Source organism: Bifidobacterium saguini DSM 23967 (assembly GCF_000741715.1).
Classification (GTDB): Bacteria; Actinomycetota; Actinomycetes; order Actinomycetales; family Bifidobacteriaceae; genus Bifidobacterium; species Bifidobacterium saguini.
Map to the genome: position 1 here is coordinate 139,784 of NZ_JGZN01000008.1, position 19,335 is coordinate 159,118.

Sequence of the window (19,335 nt, forward strand, 5' to 3'; positions counted from 1 at the left end):
CAACGCTGGCGCATATGAGTGTTGAGAATAATCAACGTGTTAAGCCTCTCGCACATTGATGCCCTTGTTCTTCAAATCCGCGACAGTCCATCGTTGCAGATAGTCGAGCATCTGATCTCCGGTGACTTGCTTGTTGATGAATTTCGCCCACTGGTCCTGCAGTTGCTTGTACATGCTGGACCAATTGATGCCGGTCGAGTATGGGGTTGCGGAATCGATGGAATCCTTGACCACCTGCTCGGCACCGGTCTTATCTTTGAGCAGCTTGTCAGGCAGCGAATCGGCGATATACGGCGTGGCATCCTTCATGGCCGGGAAGGTGCCGTTGCCGGTTGTCGGGCTTGCCGCGATATGCGCGGCCTTGCTATTAGTGGCGAGCCACAGCGCAAATTCCAAAGCCTCCTGCGGATGTTTCGCCCCTTTCGGGAGTGCATAACCTTGCACATTGAGCGGCGAGACCAACGGCGAATCGGCGGATTCCTTAGGCCAGTCGTAAGCCTTCCAATCCCCCAACGATTTCTGGAAGTTGGACTGGTAGGCGGAAAGCTGCCATGTGGAGGTGGGAATCGTGGCGAGATTCCCAGATTGGAAGAATTGCATCAGCGCATCCCATTCGATGAAGGTCTTTTGACTGAACAGCCCTTCATCCACGATGCGTTGTAGGTAACCGACGGCTTTTCTGGTAGGTGCACCATTGATATCGATGACCCAGCTATCGCCTTTGACCGAATACCATTGTGCTCCGAACTGCTGGGCAAGCACCACCAACGTAGTGGGGTCCTCGCCGGCCAGGTTGATGATTTTGATCTTCGGATTGGCGGCTTTCAGCTGCTCACCGGCCTGAATGTACTCATCCCAATTTGTGGGGACGGCAACACCGTACTCGTCGAATGTGCGCTGGTTCGCAATGATGAATTGCGGGCTGAACTTGAACGGTATGGCGGCGAGACGATTTGCCACGGTGAATGACTCAACCGCGTTCGGATTGATGTTGGAAAGATCCGGGTGATACGGGGCAATGTTCTGGATCGTACCAGCCGCAAGCAGTGAAATGGTGGAGTCCATATCCGCTTCGAACAGGTCAGGCACATCCTGACCGGCTTTGACGGCATTGACCAGCGATTCCTCAGCCTTGGTGTTGGTGGCTTGCCGATGGTAGACCACCCGAATCTTATCCTGTGATTGATTGAAGGCGTCGGCCTGCTCCTGCTGGCCTTGCTCATAGCCCCACCATTCAATGGTTACGCGGCCATCATGAGCGGTGCTGGAACCACAGGCGGCTAACGGCATAATCAATGCCGATGCCGCCGTAAGGGCTGACGCAATACGGCCCCAACGATGCAAACCTTTCATAACCTTCAATCCTAATTCCTCGTTTTGCGTTATGAGTTTCGATGGATATCTGTTTGGCTCCTCTCTCAGAGAGGGGAGCCAAAGAGAAGCAAACGTCAGCTTACTTCTCGCGCTTCTCCTCGTAGTCGAAGTACTGGAAGTCAGCATATGACTTGTGTGCATCGGTGTCCTGGGCGCAGATACCGACCATGCCACCGGTGAATGCGCAGCGGAAGGGGTTGCTGTGCTTTTCGAGGTAGTCGTCACTGATGTGGTCGGCCGGCTGATCGCCGCCGACGGCCTTCCACTCAGGGTTGTCACCATACATGTTCTCACCTTGGGCGAAGAGGAAGTTGGCCTTGTCGTGACGCACTTCGACCTTCAGACGCACCGGGCCGTCCTCAAGTGGCACCAGTTCGGAGCCCTGGGTAAGGTTGCCGTGATCGTTCTGCAGCACCTGAACGACGCGACGATCGGTGCCTTCAGTATCGAAGGACACGTAGGCGTAGATCCAGTTGTCGGTGTCGTAGAACAGCACTAGTCCGGCCTGCTGCTGGTAGTTCTTCGGGTCGAAGTCGAGCACGGTCTCCGCGTCAAAGTCATAGGACTGCCAACGGCGAGCGAACAGGGACTGCTTGAACAGGGAGCACAACGTCTGACCGCCCTTCAAACGTAGCCAGCCCGGACGTGCGGTGAGCGAATAGTCCTCTTCAGCCACGAGTGCGGTACGCAGCGTCTTGAAACTCGAAGGAATGGACGGGTCAGTCACCGAGGTGAGCGGCGCGTTCTTCTGCACATCCCAGTTGGCTTCGAACTCAACGCGCTCGGAATGGTCTGTTTTCTGCACCACACCCTGAGAGCCCTTCGGTGCCGGCACTTCGAGCATCGGGCTGATGGAGTCGTTGATCATGCGCGGCCAACCATCTTCGGTCCAGTAGATCTTCTGGATGCCGGTTTCACGGCCAAGCGTGCAGTTGCCACGTTCGGTGAGCGGGCGTGCGCAGATCTGGGTAATGTACCATTCGTCACCGATTTGCAGGAAGCAGCAGTGGCCGGACTTCTGCAGCGGGTTGGTCGGCTCGTCGCGAGTGGTCATGATCGGCGTGTATGGCGAATCCTCGAACGGACCTTCGAGGCTGCGGGCACGAGCCACGGTGGCGGCGTGCATGTAGCCGGTGCCGCCGGCGGCGCACAGCAGGTAGTACCAACCATTCTTCTTCAGAATCTGTGGCGCCTCGCACACACCGAGCTTGGTGCCCTTGTAGAAGTGCTTGCGTTCGCCGATGAGTTCCATGGTGTTCGGGTCGAACTCCTGAATCACGGTGCCGGAGAAGAGTTCATGGCCCGGGCGCGGATCGTAGAGCATGTTGAGGAACCACTTGCGGCCGTCGTCATCGTGGTAGATGGACGGGTCGAAGCCGGATGCGGTCAGGAAGTGCGGTTCGCTCCACGGGCCGGTGATGGTCGGCGCGGTAATCACATAGTTGAGCGTATTCATGATCGGCGCGAAGGTCTTTACATCCGTGTAGACGAGCCAGAACTTGCCGTCCGAGTAGCTCAGGTGAGGAGCCCACAAGGAACCGGAGTTGTAGTTGCCCAGCAGGTTGACCTGGGACTCACGGTTGACCGGAGCGGCGACCCACTCCCAGTTCACCAGATCCTTGGAATGGTAGATGTCGATGCCCGGCCACCATTCGAAGGTGGAGGTGGCGATGTAGTAGTCGTCTCCGACGCGTAGGGCGCTGGAGTCCGGGTGGAAGCCCCTGAGGATTGGGTTGGTGATCATCGTGGTCATGTTGGTGTTCCTTTCCAAAAATATACAGTATTGTGCTCAAGCTTTGACTGCGGCGAAGAGGGCTGCCTGCGCAGGATTGAGCTCCGGCGGCCGGATGCCGTAGGTGGTCAAAGCCCGGCCAGGTAGTACGATGCCGTCCTCGTTCCACCAGCCAAGCGGCGAAAAGCCGACATTGGCGCCGGAAGCGTCCAGATTGAGGTTCACGGCCAACGGGTAAACGCGGTAGTTGGCATCCGGGTCGAGTCCGGGCAGATGCACGGGTGCGTTCGGATAGGTGCTGGATGTGGTGAGCATCGTGTACCGATAGATGGCTGCGGACTTGTCAGGCTTGACCATGCCGTCCACACGTACTGCGGGATCGCATTGGTCGGCGTGCACGCAAATATCCTTGGCGAACCATTCGCGATGCTTCTTGTATTCCGTGACCCACTCCCCCAACTTGGCCAATGCCTCATCAGGCTCCTTGAGCAGGTTCCATTCGATGCCCATGTGACCGAAGAAGGCCATGGTCATGCGCATCTCCTGGCTGGTGGCACGATGGGTGGCGTATGCCGGGCTGTGGCCGATATGCTCGCCCATCATGCACGGCGGCACAACCAGCGACGTGTAACGCTGAGTATCCTCACGCTCCACCGGATCCACGCAATCGGAAGTCCAGACTCGGCTGGCATACCGCAGAATACCGAGATCCATGCGGCCGCCGCCGGAAGAGCAGCTTTCCATTTCGAGACCAGGGTGAGCGGCTTTAAGGTCATGCCAGATTCGATAGACGGCAAGTGTTTGGCTGTGCACCGCGGGACGACCGGTGTAGGGGGAAACACCCTCGGTGACCTGCTTGTTGTGGTCCCACTTGATGTAGTCGATGCCAAGCTCGTCGACCAGACCGTTGATGGAGTTGTAAATGTACTGGTAGGCGTCCGGATTGCTCAGGTCGAGCACCTGCTGATGGCGACCTTCCATCGGCATGCGGTTTTTGGCGGGTTTCAACACCCAATCCGGGTGGGCACGATAGGTGTTGGAGTTCGGGTTGATCATTTCCGGCTCGAACCAGAGACCAAATTCCATGCCCTTGGCATGCACGTAATCCGCCAACGCCTTCAAAGACTTGGGACCGTCGGGCCAGACGTCCTGGGCGATCTGCCAATCACCGAGGCCTGAGGTGTCGTCGCGACGGGAACCGAACCAGCCGTCATCCACCACGTAGCGTTCCACACCCGAGGCGGCGGCCTTGTCGGCCAGCGCCTTCAACGTATCGAAGTTGTGGTCGAAGAACACGGCCTCCCAGGTGTTGAGCATCACCGGGCGTGGCTTGGCAGTAAGTTCCGGATGCAGGGAGCGCACATAGGAATGGAATCGTATGCCGATTTCGTTCAATCCATCGCCATATGCGCCGAACACCGAAGGAGTCGCATATTCGTCGCCCTTGGCCAGAGCGATTTCACCGGACAACAGTACCTCGCCGCCGCCAATCAACGTCTGCGTATACGGGGTCCGTTCCGCAGTCAACGTGGAGTTGCCGCTCCACGCCACATGTACGGCGTACACATCACCATGCTCGAATCCGAATCCCGGCTCACCAGCTGCGAGCAGCAGCGAGGCGTCGAAGTCAGGACGACCAACCACGGAATTCTTTTCGATACGTTCCACGCCAAGCAGATGACGCTGCGGCTGACGCTCGCGCAGGTGATGACCGGTGGTGGTGAGCACTTCGTTGGCATTTGCCGGAAGCGCGAAGCCAAGTTCCACCTTGTTCACTTCCAACTCGCCATCAGCAAGGTTACGCACGGTGGCATGCTGGCGGATGAGTCCACCCGGCAGCAGCTCGGCGGTCCAGACAAGGCCGACACCTTGCTCATTATCCACCGCGTTCACGGTCACGGTCGGCACATCAGCACCAGCGATACCGTTATTGTCGTGTTTGCCTATGGTGACATTGTTGACCACGAACTTGCAGAACAGCTCTACACCGTCACGGGCAACATTGAAACGTGATGTGCCCATCCAGCCTTCGGCTTGGGTTGGCAGCACCGATGGCCATGGTGTGTAGTCAAGCACACCGGAGACGCGCTGCGGGCGGGTTGCATCGTACAGCGCAAGAGCCGCTTTCGGATCAGCAAGAGGCCGCCCCCAATGCACTAACCTCGGCAATTGGTCCCCGGTGAAAGCCAATGCGAATGCGATGTTTGCGCTCGGCTGCTCGGCGTACACCACACTGATGGATTCGCCATCCGAACCGGTTCCTTTGAACTGATTGATGCAGGACATATGCCATTCTCCTTTGAACATTAACGATCGTTTCCGTTAACTCATCACTTACGCGACAACGATGTCCGGCTCGGTAACGAATCGCGTGCCGTCGAAGAGCGTTGCGGGGCGCCCATCGGTGTGAAGAGCATGCAGACGAACACCTTGCGCATCCAGACCATCCACATTGCGGATGTCCATGAATGTGGTGCGCGACCAGTCCGGCCAGTAGTTCTCGCTGGACTTCACATCCGGTTCAACGAGCTTGTCCACAAGACGCGGGTAATCGGACGGGATGTCAGACTTCTTCACACCACCGATGTAGGTGTAACGAATGTCACGCAGCGTGACATCCTTAATCGGATGGCCTTCCGCGGCATCGAAGCGGAAGCCGGCGAACTTCGGCTGGCCCTGAATGTCGTTGCCGAAGCCGTGATGGATGTTGGCCATCTCCTCACTGTCGGTGACGGTGATATTGGAGAAGGACAGACGCTCAAGCGTTCCGATCTCAGGCATGTGGTCGAGTTCCACGGAGCTGCCCCAACCGTCCGGTTCGTAGCGGTTGTTGAGAATCACGAACAGCGGGCGAGTCACGTCGCGCATCGTGCAATTGGAGACGGTGATGTCGGAGATGAAGCCGCCTTCGGTGCATTCGATTTTAATGCCTTCGCGCCAGATACGGTTGAACGTGCAGTTGGAAATGGCCACGTCGTGAATGTCGCCGATGGACTTCAAGCCGATGCGGATACCGCCGCAAATGCTGGACAGCTCACAGTTGGTGATGTGGTAGTCGTGAACCGGGTAGTCCTTGGAGCTGGATTGCAGACAAATGTTGTCGTCGGTGCCCTGAATACGGCAGTCGGAGATGTAGACATGTGACGTACCGTCGAAGTCGAGGCCATCGCCATTGGGCTTGCCGGAATTGTGGATGTCGATGCCATGGGCCCAGAAGTACTCACTGTCGAGCAATGCGCAGGTCCAGGATGAGGAATCAACCATCTTGATTCCTTCGAGGCGCACATGGTTGCAGCGCAGCATGCGGAACATCATCGGGCGGTAGATGGAGCCTTCGTTCGGGAATGCCTTGTTGTTGCCGTTAATCTCACCGTGGCCGATGATGGCGAAGTCGTGGGCATCCTCGGCATAAATGAAGCATCGATCCAGATTGGTCTCGTTGCGGTAACGCTGATGATGCACATGTTCGGCCGAATAGTCATTGATGTTCGGGCTGGCAAGCAGCATGGCGGTGACATCGATGTTGAGCGTAACGTTCGACTTCATCCAAAGCGTGCCAGACATATAGGTGCCACCGGCAAGCGTCACCATGCCGCCGCCGTTCGCAGCACAATCGTTGATAGCCGCCTGAATGGCCTTGGCATTATTGGTGATGCCGTCGGCGATAGCACCGTAATCACGGACATCATGTGTAGTCATGATTACCATTCCCGTCCTCTGTATTAAGGGTCTTTACTGTGACCGCTATGTCCCAGCGCGAACTATATGAGTCTCGATGATTCAGATAGTGCGACACTGACTGATTTGCTGGACTCAATGTAACATGTTTCCGTCATTTTGTGAAACCAGTTACATGCAACACGCCGACAAATCAGTTTATCGATAATTTTTTTACCATACTGTTATCGTTTTCAAATCCCTTTATTTCCAATGGTTTTAGACTATATGAAATCGATTTCTCAATAAGCAAGAAACCATCGCGACACGCCGTGAACGCTCACATTATTGAGCTAACTGGAGTTGTCGTTATAAAAAATGATGTTACGATGTAACTAATTACAAAACCAAGCACGGCAGCTTGCCCAGGCATCGCGGCCATGCGTTTTTTCCTGAGGAGGGAGAAACAAACAATGAGTAATGCAGAATCCACCAAAACTATGGAGCCGAAGGACTCGGGCAAATACCCATGGCGCCCGGTCATCGGCCAGTTCTTCTGCACTATCGCCTTCTACGGTCCGTTCTTCGGCATCAGCGGTATCCTGCTGCCGGCCAAGATCGGTTTCATTGATCCGGCTAACAAGGTGAACCTGACCGCCACCGCCACCACAGTGACCCTGATCATCTCTGTGTTCGCCGGCATCATCTTCGGCGCACTGTCCGATATGACCCGTTCCCGCTTCGGTGCTCGTACCCCATGGCTGATTGGTAGCTCCATCATCGCCACCGTCTGCCTCGTGCTCTTTGCCGTTTCCGATAACACCGTCATTGCCATGGGCGCATGGTTCATCTACACCGCCTTCTACAGCGCTATGATGTCCGCTGGCATGGCTTGGATGCATGACCTTATTCCTGAGAAGTACCGTGGTTCCGCTTCATCTTCCTTCGGCATCGCTACCCAGATCGGCCTCAACGGCTTCCAGTCCCTGTGCTCCTTGTTCGTCGCCTCCGTTGGCGCTGTGTCCAACGGCGTATTCGTCACCTTGGTCATCGCCGATATCGCTATGATCATCGCCGTGATTGTCACCGCTGAGCCGTCCAACAAGGACGTGCCGCCGGTCAAGATGGATCTCTCCGCTTTTAAGCAGTTCCTGCCTCCGACCCACGCCGGCCGTGATTACTGGTTCGCATGCCTTTCCCGCCTGCTCTACATGCTGCCTGGTGGTATTGGCACCTACCGTCTGTACACCTTGACCGACTGGATGCACACCTCCGCAGCTTCCGCGGCAACCTGGATGGCTCTGATGTCTCTGCTGAGCCTAATCTTCGCCGTGCTCATGTCCGCTCTCTCCGGCCCGGTCTCCATGCTGTTCAAGGGCGGCATGAAGATCCCGGCTGCCGTCGGCATGTTCCTCGTCGGCGTCCCTTGCTGGCTGCCGCTCATTGTGCAGACCCCGCTCATGTACACCATCTACGTGGCTCTCTCCGGCATCGGCGGCGGTCTGTTCATCGCCATCGATCAGTCTCTGATGACCTCCGTGCTGCCGAACCCTGATCAGGCTGCTAAGGATCTGTCCTTCATCAACGCCATGGGCACCGTCGGCCAGATGCTGGCCCCGTTGCTGGGTGCTTGGGTCTTCCACGTCTTCGGTTACGCCGGCCTCTTCCCGATGGGCTTCATCGTGCTGACCCTCGGCGCACTGTCCATCCTCGGTATGAAGAACGTGAAGTGATTCTCGTCAGCTTCTGACTACTCCTGTTTAGGGGCGTGGCTCGTCATGGCCACGCCCCTTTTCCGTATGCACTACTCCCCCAGACGTTTCCGCACCTCATCCGGGTCGACGTTCAATTCGGGCCAATGTTGGTCCATGCGTCGCATCGCATCACGTAGTAATTCACTGACCACCGCACGGGAATACCAACGGTTATCGGAGGGCACCAAATACCAAGGCGCAGCTTCGGTGCTCGTACGTTCGAACACCTCCTGCACGCGGCCATGTAATCATCCCAACGTTCACGCGCATCCAAATCAGAGATATCGAACTTCCAGTATTTGGTGGGGTCTTCCAATCGCCCCAGGAAATGCTTGCGCTGCTCCTCCTTGCTGGACACCAGAAAGATTTTGATGATCGTGCACCCATCTGCAACCAACTGTGATTCGAACTCATTGATACGCTCGTAGCGCGGCCGCCATATCGATTCCGGATAGGTGCCGCATACATGTGGCATCACCACATCCTCATAATGTGAGCGATCGAATACGGAAATCCAACCCGGTTGCGGTAATTCCTTCTCCACCCGTCACAGAAAATCATGGCTGAGCTCTTCTTCGGTGGGTTTGCCGAATCCTTTGTAATGCATACCCATCGGGTTGCCCTGATTGAATACATGGCGCACTATGCCGCCTTTGCCCGAGGCATCCATGCCTTGCAACACGATCAGCAAACGTTTACTAGACCCTCGGGAACCATTGGCATACATGAGCATCTGATATCGGGCCAGATCATCGGACGACAGCTCGATGAACCGCTCCCCCATCCGCCTTGGCGCCCTCGAATCCCAGAGTGGAGCCAGGGTCCACATCCGTAAGGCTCATATTTGCTTGAAACATGAGCTGTTGCGCCGGAGACAACGACCATACACTGCTCAGCAGTTCGCTTGCCTTCGCGGCGGCTGCAAGCTGACCGGCTGCAGTATGTTCCTCACTGATCGCGGATATGCAATCCGAGGCACGGTCCAGCATCTTATTCATGCGTTTTGATTGCTCCCGCTGACGTTTGACCGTATCTTTACGCTTATCATCCTTGCCCATCAGCGCACCCCCATTGGCATAGTCTCCAGTAACCATTTGAGAACCACAATGTACTCTTCACTGAAATTACATCTATCGTACATCGCGTTTTTAGTTTGCATGCCAACTAAAAACGATAGTATAGGAATCCGAGCAACAATCATCCGCTGCTGCTCATCGCACTTGTATCAAAGGAAGCAAAACAATGCTGGATGACGAACTGCATTTCCTGCTGTTGCGCGCGTTCAACCATTCCAATCGGAGAATCGATGAGGCGATTCGCCGCATCGGCCTTCTGCCGGGGCAGCCCAAAATCATCGAATGTTTAGCCGAACAGGATGGACGCACCGCCAAAGAGATTTGCGCCGAATGCATTCTCGATAAGTCCACGATGACTGGCCTGCTGAACCGCATGGAACAGCGTGGGCTCGTTCGGCGCGAAGTACACGAAACCGACAAAAGGTCCTATCGCGTATTTTTGACCGAATCAGGTCTCGACTATGCGACACGTATTGCGGCGATTATGCAGCAGGCCGACGAATTAGCCATGCAAGGCATGAGCGAAACGGAACGAAAGACTTTACGCGAAGGCTTGCGCCATGTCATAGCCAACATCGAACAAGAGGAGGAATAGAACATGCCATATTTCGTGAAGCGTTTGGCATCGATGCTCGTGGGACTCGCCATCGAGTCGTTTGGCATCGCGCTGATCACCAAAAGTAATCTCGGCACTTCGCCGATATCCAGTATTGCGTGGGTAGTGACGCTGAGATTCCCCTGGATCAGCTTCGGCATCACCACGTTCGCGATGAACGCGATATTTGTTCTTATCGAAGTCATATTGTTGCGCCGCGACTTCCATCCAGTGCAGTATCTGCAATTGGCGGTCACGTTCTGGTTCGCCGCCACGCTAGATGTGAGTATGGTGCTACTGCAATGGTTCTCCCCCACTTCATGGTGGCTGCGCGGCATCGGCCTGCTGCTTGGTACCACGCTGCTGGCGTTTGGCATCTGCATGGAGGTCACGCCAAAGCTCATCATGGTGCCCGGCGAAGGTATCGTGCGCGCGTTTTCCATGGTGACCAAGGTGCGCTTCGGCACGGTCAAGGTCTGCTTCGATATCTCACTGATTGTGATTGCCAGCGTACTCTCGTTCATCTTCTTCGGCCGGCTTAACGGGCTCGGCGTCGGCACGATCATCGCGGCCGCCATCACCGGAGTGATCGTGAACTTCTTCAACCGCCACGTCCGCTTCGTCGCGCCCACGGATCCTCGTATCAAAACCACCGGTACCGCAGTACCTTCTCAAGCCATCGACTAACAACAGTTGCTATTACGATGGGAGCCATGACGAATACAGAACAATTGACCGAATCAACTGCGACTCATATGCCAGCGCGCCTCGAAGCTGGCGAGCACGCACCGGACTTCACGCTACTAGCCGTCAACCCGGACGGCAGCGAATCTGAAATCACGCTTTCCGAACTCACCGCACAGGGTAAAAGCGTGATTCTTTACTTCTATCCGGCTGCGATGACGCCCGGCTGCACCACGGAAGCCTGCGATTTCCGCGATAATATGGCGCGTCTAGGCGCTCTGGGGTATACGGTGCTCGGCGTATCAAAGGATCCGGTTGCAAAACTGCAGAAGTTCCGCGAACGCGATCATCTCTCATTCCCTCTGCTTTCCGATCCTGATCTGACTGCGCATAAGTTGTACGCCGCCTATGGCGAGAAGAAGCTCTATGGCAAGACGCATGTGGGCGTATTGCGCTCCACGTTTGCGATTAACGCTCAGGGTGTGATCGAACTGGCCCGCTACAACGTGCGAGCCAAAGGCCATGTGGAATCGTTACTGAAGAAGCTCGGCTAACGAGCCGATTCCGAAGCACGCAAGCAAGGCTGGCCCTGCACGATTTCGACCTGGGCGGGCGGCAGCTCAAGACCTGAGCGTTTAGCTTGGATTTGGTCAAAAATCATTCGGAACGCCCGTTGACCCATATCATGAAAATTCTGCGTATAGCTGGTCAGCGGCGGCTCCCACATGGCATCGAACGCCATGTCATCAAAGCCAATAACGCTTACATCCTGCGGAATCTTGCGGCCCGCTTCGCGCAGGCCTTTTATCACGGCGATAGCCAACTCATCAGTGGCGGCGAACACCGCGGTCACATCTTTGCGACGGCCAAGCTTTCGCCCCACAGCTACCGCCTTATTCAAATCACCCATCGGCACCACCACCGGCTCAGGCACATCGATACCACGTTCTTCCAACGCATCCCGCCATCCATTAGTGCGAGAATTGTCGCCTGATTCCTGATCCCATTGCACATGGAACACCGTCTTGTGCCCCAAATCAAGCAGATGCATAGTCATCCAGCGGCCGCCATCACGCTCAGCATTGATGACCTGATAATCACCATCGCCGAATCCGCCGCCAACCACTACGGTTGGAACACCTCGCGGAATCGCCTTCAGCGCCTCTACACCGGCCCAGCCGTACTCATAGACCAGCACTCCGGCCGGCCGCACTGCCAGCCCCATACGTACGCGAGCCTCAACGGAAGCGATATCGGACTCATCCAGCGAAACGATATTCAGAAGAAAGCCGCATTTGCGGGCCGCCGCTTCAACCCCGTGATTGGTGGCGGACGTAGAAAACTCATCCGGTTTAGAGGCGAACACCACCACGGAGTCCATCTCTCGGTTGGACAACGCACGGGCGGCCATGCTGGGCTCGTATCCAAGTTCCTTGATGGCTTCAGCTATACGCTTGCGCTTATCTTCAGCGATTTTCGCGGTGCCATTCAAATATCGGGATACCGTAGGCGCCGAAACACCGGCAAGTTTGGCCACGTCCTTGATGACTGGACGCGAATGCCCTGTGCTTCTCGCCATACCTCTCCCCTTTTGACCGCAATCAGTGACCTATAGCTGCTACCTCCCACAATAGAAAGGCGTCGGCACAAACAAGGGACCGCAGCAATGGTCCAACCCCCACTATGTTTCGCCCCACACCGCTCTGCAGCTATCGAACATGCCGAACATATCGAACCGGTTCGATTCAAGCAGGAGTAAGAATGGCGGAAAATGGCGCGAAACGCCGATGACCATCAGGTAACTTGCCAAGCACCATTTTCCACGGTATTATGAAACCGGTTTCAAACGAAACCACAAAAAACTCAAAGCCGACCGGCTTTGACTAACGAAAGGAAACAATCATGTCTCTCAAGGATTCTATGCTGCGCGGCCTCGCTCTCTACGGCGCCAACTCCATGTCTCAGTCCGGCATGAAGAACGGCCAGGTTATCGCCGACATCGTCAACGATTCCGAGAAGATCGCTCGCTGAATCACCGGCGCTTAAACGCTCACGAGAATCGCATATATCGGCGCTTCTCCCCGACCGAGAAGGTCACACAACTGAAGATTCGATAATTCAACAGTCGGCATGCAGCTGGCATAACTGAATAATCGGACAACGGCGTCCGCTTCATTCTTTTTTTTCGTACATGTGTACGCATTATGCAAAACTCCCCTCAGTCAGCTACGCTGACAGCTCCCCTCACAGAGGGGAGCTTGGGATTACTCATACACGCGATCCAACAATTGGTCGATTTGCTGGAAATGCTCCACATTAGGTCTGAACACCGGCCGACCAGCGGCCACCACTAATGCCGGATGCTCCAACGCATGTAAATCATCCAACGGATTAGCATTCAATACCAGCAAATCAGCGGCCTTGCCCACCTCCAAAGAGCCGGTTACATCATCCACACCAAGTATTTGAGCATTGACTTGCGTGGCTGCATGAATCGCTTGAGCAGACGTGAATCCGGCGAATCGAGTCAACAGCACCAGCTCACGCCATGTTGCATACTGAGGTACGAACGTCATGCCGGTATCCGTGCCAACGCCCACCATCAGTCCCGCTTCATGTGCTTGGCGCGCGCCAGATACCATGCCTGCTACCACGGTCTTGGAATTCTCCAGCTGAATGCCCGTAATGCCAGTCACTTTCTGGTCAATCATCGTAAGAGGAAGCCCGGCGGACAGCGTCGGTACCAAAGCGGAATAACCACGTAGCGAATTCGGATTATGCCGGAATAGCGCAATCAGCTCATCATCGAGTACACTGCCATGTTCAACGGTATCCACTCCGGCTTCAAGCGCGCGGCGCACGCCCTCGGCACTTTGCGCATGGACACCCACGATAATGCCGTTTTCATGTGCCACCTCACAAATAGCGCGCATCTGCTCAATGCTCATCTGAGGGCTGCCGGCCTCACCGATCTTCTGCGCGTCGGTCACTCCCCCAGTGGCCGCAATCTTGATGGCATTGACGCCATGCTCAATATTGCGCAATGCACAGGCGCGGGCTTCCTCAGGTGTGGAACTCGTAAGCGCAATCAACGGCGCTCCATGCCCCTCCGGAATCGCCATCAGTGGACCAGATGCCAAGATTCGTGGCCCAGCTGCTTCGCCAGAGGCAATACGGTCTCGCAAATCCGCCACTTCATAGCCCACATCGCCAAGCGTGCGGATAGTGGTAACACCGGATTCCAGTAAGGTTTTCGCGTTCTGTGCAACCGTTGAAGACATATATGGTCTGCCTAGCGCCGAATGCACCAGTTGTGACAATATTCTCTGACCTTTGGGCGTAGCAAGTTTGGGATTCAGCGGCTTGCCTTGCGCGAACAGATGTGTATGCGCATTGATCAGGCCGGGCATCACAGTTTTGCCGGTGCCATCCAGGTAATGGTATTCCTCGGGGATACTGGTTTCGATGCTGGGCGCCACCTGCTCGATGCGGCCGGCCGCGTTCACCAGAACAGTCATGTTATTGCGCACGGTTCCCGATTCGTCACCGGATACCACACGCACATGGGCGAGCGCAAACGGTTCAATCACAGACTGGCGGCGACTCATGGCAAACACTCCTTCATTGGACGGCCTGCGCTACTCGCCTCTTACCGACCGAGTAGCGCCCTCTGCTTCACAAGCCTACCCCTATTTCAGCCACTATTTCAGTTCAGCGCCACCGTACTGGAGAGCAACTTGTTGGTTTTTGTCATCGCGCGGCTCACCGGCTCGTACAGCATTAAACCGATGAGCAATGCAACGGCCAGATATACGCCCATGCGGCCCATCTGTTCCCAATAGACATTGCCGTAGAATCCGCCGACCGTTTCACGCAGTGCCGTGATGGCATGGGAGAACGGCAGGTACGGGTATAGCTGTCTGAATCCAGTCGGCAGTATTTCCACAGGGAACGTTCCGCCTATGCCGGCAATCTGCGAAACCATCAACAGTGCACAGAGCGCCTTGCCGGGATTACCGAACACAGCCGCCAACGTATAGATGAACATCGAGCACACAAACGACGACCACCATAGGCACAGCATGAACAGGAACGGATTGTCCGCCTGCGCCCTCAGGTACAACAAATCGCCAAGTCCCAGCACAGTGGTCTGTGCCAGCGAAAACGCCACGAATGTCAGTCCACGGCCTAGATACAGTTGCCAAGCCTTCGGACGGTCCAGCGTTGCGACTATCCGCACTGAAACATTGGTCTTGAGAATAATGCCTAGGAACATGACACCCACCCAGATGGCCAGCAATGTATAGAACGGGGTCATCGAGGAACCGTTGTTGGACACGGGGTATACGGCGATTCGTTTCATCGATACAGGAGTGGACATGGCCAGAGCGATGGTATCCGTGGGCTGCGAGAACAGTTTGCGTACGGCATCCACTCCACCGGAGGCCAGGGCTTTGTCGATACTGTCGGCGGTTGAGCCAAGCTTGTTCGACTGTTCAAGCAACGTGTCATGTACCGTGCCAAGATTACCGGATAGCTCGCGAATATTGCTCAGCGCTCCGGATTGACCATCCATATTCTGTGTTACCGCTGTAAGCGTGGATGACGTGTCATTGAGAAGTTCGGCGGCATCCTTACCGGCTTGTTTAGCGGAGTCGATTACACCTGACAGTGAAGCAACCACATTCTCCTGATATGACCGCTTCACATCGCGTATCGATTGCGCGCCGGCTCGCGCCTGATCGGCAATGTCCTTCGCCGCATCCGTAATCGACTGGCTTTTGCTTTCCGCTTTGCCGGCAGCGTCATTGATTTTGGCATCAACATCGTTGAGTCTTTTGATTGTGCGATCGACGTCGGCTATTGCGCGGTCGATCGCCGCTTTGGCTGGTTCCGTTTGTGTGGAGTCGCGGATGGACACCAAGGTGCTGCGGTATTCAGTCAGGCTCTTAATCATCGGCTGAACCTGATTCTTGGATATGTCACGCAGCGATGCAGCGGTATTTGCAGCCCCATCAGCGGGCTTGCCCAGCGCGGTCTCGACATTGGTTGCAACGGCATCGAAAGCATCAGCTGCAGCATCAAGCCCATTAATCACACTGGTATTGGCCTTATCCGCCGCGTCTGCTGCGTTCGAGAGCTTACTGGAAATGTTGTTGGCATCAACGGCGTGCGCTCCCAAAGAGTCCTTGGTCTGCCCCATTGCCTTGGATGATGCGTCAAGCAGCGCAGCTGCGGAATCGACAAGATCGGCATAGTTGGAAGCCAGTTGGGCGGTATTGGCAAGATCGGTTGACTGTTGGCGGAGTCTGGTACTTAACGTGCTGATGGACCTCGCGCTGTAATCCTCATCAAGGTAGGAGGTCACTGAATCGAGAGTGCCGGCTGCGGCTTTCGCCACTGCCGATGTCAACGTATCGTTGATCTGCTGGCGCACAGTGGAAGCGCCTTGATTAGTGACTGTGGAACCTATCGGGTTCTTCTTCGGATTGGCATAATAGAGGAGCTTCGCTTGCTCCGCTTTCGTGGAGCTCGTGGAGTTTGCGGAATCATCCGCGTTCAGCATTGAGAACAAATCAGTGCTGAAATCTTTCGGAATCACGATGGCTGCATAGTATTCACCGGATTTCACACCGTTCTTGGCTTCCGTTTCGCTGACGAACGTCCAATCAAGACTGTCGTTCGCACGCAACGCGTTCGCCACCTGATCGCCCACATTGACCTGTGCCGGAAGCATATCGCCTTGATATCCCTTATCGGAATTGGCAACCGCCACTTTCATGCCGCTGGTATTGTTGTACGGATTCCAATTGGCGTAAATGTTGAACCACGCGTAGAACGAGGGCATAAGAATCAGACCGATGGCAATGATGAGCGCTATCACACTGCTGCGAATGCGCTTCATATCATTGCGAAAGATAATCCATACGTTTCGCATCAGTGGGTCTCCTTTGCATTCATGCCACCGCCGATCACTGCGGTTACGGCGGAATGCAGCAGTCCTTCGGCTCCCATAGTGGTGTCATGCGCCTGCTGCGGCAGATTGTGGTGAATGTATTCGATGATGATGAGCGCGATATCCACCACTACAATCAGCGCCAACCATACGACCAAGAAACTTATACCTGGTCCGACGATCATCATGACCGCGAAGAACACGACCGGCACGAGCCAGATGAGATGGAGGCCAAGGCGAATCAAGTGCGGGTACAGCCGTTCGAACTTTTCCGCCCTGCGCCGCACGCCCACGCCCCAAGTCGGGTCGGCAAGCATCTTGCGCACTGTAATCATGATGTTGCGATGGGAGCCGACTATTTCCAGTCGCTTCGTGTTGATCAAATCGGTGTCCGACAACTCACGGTTGAACAAATCGTTGAGATTGGCGAGCGCCGGTCGGCACAAGAGCGCCAACAGCAAGAACACCAGTGCGAACACTGTGGTTTGCAACAGCCGGGTCCAGAAGTTGGCATGATAGAAGCCGCCAATTGCCTCCCGCAGTGCTTCGACACCGTAGGTAAACGGCAGGAAGGGATACAGCATCTGATAGAAACGCGGCATCATCTCAATCGGATACATACCTCCTGCACCTGGTACTTGAAGTATCAGGAATATGACGCTTAGGGCCATGCCGATATGCCTGAACATCATGACCAGACTGTATGCGATGGATATGTAGGTCATCGAACAAACTATGGTGCCGAGATAATATGCCCACGGCACGTTGCATTGAATGCCGATGATGAGATTGCCTGATGCGATAACGAGTCCTTGCAGCGCGGCGACGATCATCAGTAGCAGCCAACGCCCGAGGAACGCCTGTTTCGGGGTGAGATGGTCGATACCTTCGGAATCGGCATCATTGCGCAGCAGCGTGAGCGCCACGAATGCACCTGCCCAGCAGGCCAGATTGGTGAAGAATGGCGCAATGGCTGTGCCATAGTTGCTCATCGGATAGTATTCACGGGTTGTCAATCCGACCGGGGATGCGAGGAATGCGGACACCTGATCCGCGTCCACGTTTGCGAGACCTTTGACCCCGGCCCATGCTTCGCTGGCACGCAGTACGGCGAAATCAGCCTGCGTGCGTTTCATGGAATCGTTTATCTGGTCGAGGGCTTCGCCGGTCTGCTGCATCACATCGAAGGTCGAGGCAAGCGTCTTGTCGAATTGATCGAGGCTTGCGTCAAGCTGGGTAAGGGATGCCGATGCGCCGCTCACGGTTCCCGATAGTGCGACAAGTTGGGTGGAGATACCGGTTAGATTAGCGTCGATTTTTGCTGACGCGTTCGCAGACAGCGCGGACAGACCGTTGGTCTTCTTGCTCAGTGCGTTGAGTGAATCGGATAGTTGTTTGTTTGAGGTTTGTATGGAAGACGGTATGCCATCGTTCAGTTGTTGTATTACGTCGATTTGTGAGGCGAGGTCGCTCTGCTGCTGTTTCGCCTGCGCGAGGGCATCAGAGTCGGCAAATTGGGAATTTGATTCCATTGCCGCAATGGCATCGCCTAACGCATCATTGGCGGATTCAAGGGTGGACAGTGAAGCACTGACCTTACCCGAGATTTCCTCTGCATTGCCGTTGATAGCACCCGCCGTGCCGTCAATCCGGCCTGAGAGAGCGCCGAATCCCGCTTGTCCTTGACTGGCCACGGCATTGAGGGATTGCTGGAATGATGAAAGGTTTGTGCGCGCAGAGTCAACGGATGATGCCGTGGTACTGATGCTTGCCGACAATGCGCTCGAACGACCCAAAATGTTTGCGATGCTGTGCCGCGCCTCAACAATGGTGGAGCGTGAGTCGTCGATAGCGGTCTGGGCATCGCCGACTTTGTTCTTTGCTGTGGTAATGCTGGATTGAACATCGCTGAGTTTCTTATCCAGTTGATTTGCCGTTCCGTTCAGCGAATCGTTCATTTTGCCGGCTTCTTTGGAAAGCGTTTTGGTGACCGTGGAGCTGACGGTGGAAACGAATGATTCGTTGATCTGCTGTTCGAGCGCATTGGCACCGGACTGTGTCACTCTCGGTGCAAGCGTATTGACTTTCTCGTTGACGTAGAACGTAAGTTCCGGACGCGTGAATTTTCCTTGCAGTACGCTCGTCAGGTCTGCGCTGAAGTCTTTGGGAATTATGATGGCCGCATAATATTCGCCGGATTCCACGCCATTTTTGGCTTGTTCTTCATTCACGAAACGCCATCCCAGGTCATGGTTGCCTTTGAGCGCTTTCATGGTCTGGTTGCCCACATTGAGTTCGGAACCGTTCACTGAGGTTCCTCGGTCGTTATTGGCCACTGCGATCGGAACATTACCGGTGTTGGCGTATGGATCAAGGTTCGCCGCCACGTTGAACCATGAGTACAGTCCAGGCACGAAGCAGGATGCGAGGACGATGATCACCGCGGCGGGCACTGCAAATATCCTACGAACATCCCGCACGAACACTTTCCATACATTGCGCATGCC

Annotated in this window: 13 protein-coding genes and 1 pseudogene; 5 read left to right on the forward strand and 9 right to left on the reverse strand. The window is 55.4% G+C overall.

Translation table 11 applies throughout. The annotated features are described in order from the left end of the window. Nucleotides 1–39: 39 nt before the first annotated feature. From BISA_RS06635 to BISA_RS06650, 4 genes are all read right to left on the reverse strand, one after another. A complete protein-coding gene (locus tag BISA_RS06635) occupies nucleotides 40–1,353 on the reverse strand; it encodes an ABC transporter substrate-binding protein (protein WP_033890940.1) in 1,314 nt (437 codons plus the stop codon). A 100-nt stretch (nucleotides 1,354–1,453) separates the two neighbouring features. Next, entirely contained in the window at nucleotides 1,454–3,127 is a 1,674-nt protein-coding gene (locus BISA_RS06640) for a glycoside hydrolase family 43 protein (RefSeq protein WP_051917386.1), read from the reverse strand. Between the two features lie 36 nt (nucleotides 3,128–3,163). Then, the gene (locus BISA_RS06645) at nucleotides 3,164–5,392 is read right to left on the reverse strand and encodes an alpha-galactosidase (protein ID WP_033890941.1); all 2,229 of its coding nucleotides are present in this window, start codon (nucleotides 5,390–5,392) and stop codon (nucleotides 3,164–3,166) included. 48 nt (nucleotides 5,393–5,440) lie between these two features. After that, nucleotides 5,441–6,805 carry a glycoside hydrolase family 28 protein gene (locus BISA_RS06650; protein WP_202806955.1) on the reverse strand — a complete coding sequence of 455 codons (1,365 nt, stop codon included), beginning with the start codon at nucleotides 6,803–6,805 and terminating at the stop codon, nucleotides 5,441–5,443. 398 nt (nucleotides 6,806–7,203) lie between these two features. Between BISA_RS06650 and BISA_RS06655 the strand changes: the two genes are divergently transcribed. Beyond that, nucleotides 7,204–8,496 carry an MFS transporter gene (locus BISA_RS06655; RefSeq protein WP_081890052.1) on the forward strand — a complete coding sequence of 431 codons (1,293 nt, stop codon included), beginning with the start codon at nucleotides 7,204–7,206 and terminating at the stop codon, nucleotides 8,494–8,496. A 71-nt stretch (nucleotides 8,497–8,567) separates the two neighbouring features. Here the strand turns inward: BISA_RS06655 and BISA_RS11975 are convergent. Continuing rightward, nucleotides 8,568–9,611 (reverse strand): annotated as a pseudogene (locus BISA_RS11975) (PPK2 family polyphosphate kinase). Between the two features lie 148 nt (nucleotides 9,612–9,759). Here BISA_RS11975 and BISA_RS06665 point away from each other — a divergent pair. The 3 genes from BISA_RS06665 to BISA_RS06675 are packed head-to-tail and all read left to right on the forward strand — an operon-like array spanning nucleotide 9,760 to nucleotide 11,426. Continuing rightward, entirely contained in the window at nucleotides 9,760–10,188 is a 429-nt protein-coding gene (locus BISA_RS06665) for a MarR family winged helix-turn-helix transcriptional regulator (RefSeq protein WP_033890943.1), read from the forward strand. Between the two features lie 3 nt (nucleotides 10,189–10,191). Next, the gene (locus tag BISA_RS06670; RefSeq protein WP_152597195.1) at nucleotides 10,192–10,875 is read left to right on the forward strand and encodes a YczE/YyaS/YitT family protein; all 684 of its coding nucleotides are present in this window, start codon (nucleotides 10,192–10,194) and stop codon (nucleotides 10,873–10,875) included. Nucleotides 10,876–10,892: 17 nt separating this feature from the next. Beyond that, on the forward strand, nucleotides 10,893–11,426 hold the full coding sequence (locus BISA_RS06675; protein WP_033890944.1) for a peroxiredoxin: 534 nt from the start codon (nucleotides 10,893–10,895) through the stop codon (nucleotides 11,424–11,426). Here the strand turns inward: BISA_RS06675 and BISA_RS06680 are convergent. Further along, the gene (locus tag BISA_RS06680; RefSeq protein ID WP_033890946.1) at nucleotides 11,423–12,451 is read right to left on the reverse strand and encodes a LacI family DNA-binding transcriptional regulator; all 1,029 of its coding nucleotides are present in this window, start codon (nucleotides 12,449–12,451) and stop codon (nucleotides 11,423–11,425) included. The genes BISA_RS06675 and BISA_RS06680 overlap by 4 nt on opposite strands. Before the next feature lie 323 nt (nucleotides 12,452–12,774). Here BISA_RS06680 and BISA_RS13475 point away from each other — a divergent pair, with 323 nt between their 5' ends. After that, complete coding sequence (locus tag BISA_RS13475) at nucleotides 12,775–12,903, forward strand: hypothetical protein (protein ID WP_272945245.1); 129 nt, start codon at nucleotides 12,775–12,777, stop codon at nucleotides 12,901–12,903. Between the two features lie 233 nt (nucleotides 12,904–13,136). Here the strand turns inward: BISA_RS13475 and BISA_RS06685 are convergent, their stop codons facing one another. The 3 genes from BISA_RS06685 to BISA_RS06695 form a co-directional block, all read right to left on the reverse strand. After that, a complete protein-coding gene (locus BISA_RS06685; RefSeq protein ID WP_033890947.1) occupies nucleotides 13,137–14,480 on the reverse strand; it encodes a metal-dependent hydrolase family protein in 1,344 nt (447 codons plus the stop codon). 98 nt (nucleotides 14,481–14,578) lie between these two features. Then, nucleotides 14,579–16,810: a YhgE/Pip domain-containing protein gene (locus BISA_RS06690; RefSeq protein ID WP_033890948.1), complete on the reverse strand. Its 2,232-nt coding sequence runs from the start codon at nucleotides 16,808–16,810 to the stop codon at nucleotides 14,579–14,581. Continuing rightward, entirely contained in the window at nucleotides 16,810–19,332 is a 2,523-nt protein-coding gene (locus BISA_RS06695; protein WP_033890949.1) for a YhgE/Pip domain-containing protein, read from the reverse strand. The genes BISA_RS06690 and BISA_RS06695 overlap by 1 nt, the downstream gene beginning before the upstream one ends. Nucleotides 19,333–19,335 lie beyond the last annotated feature (3 nt).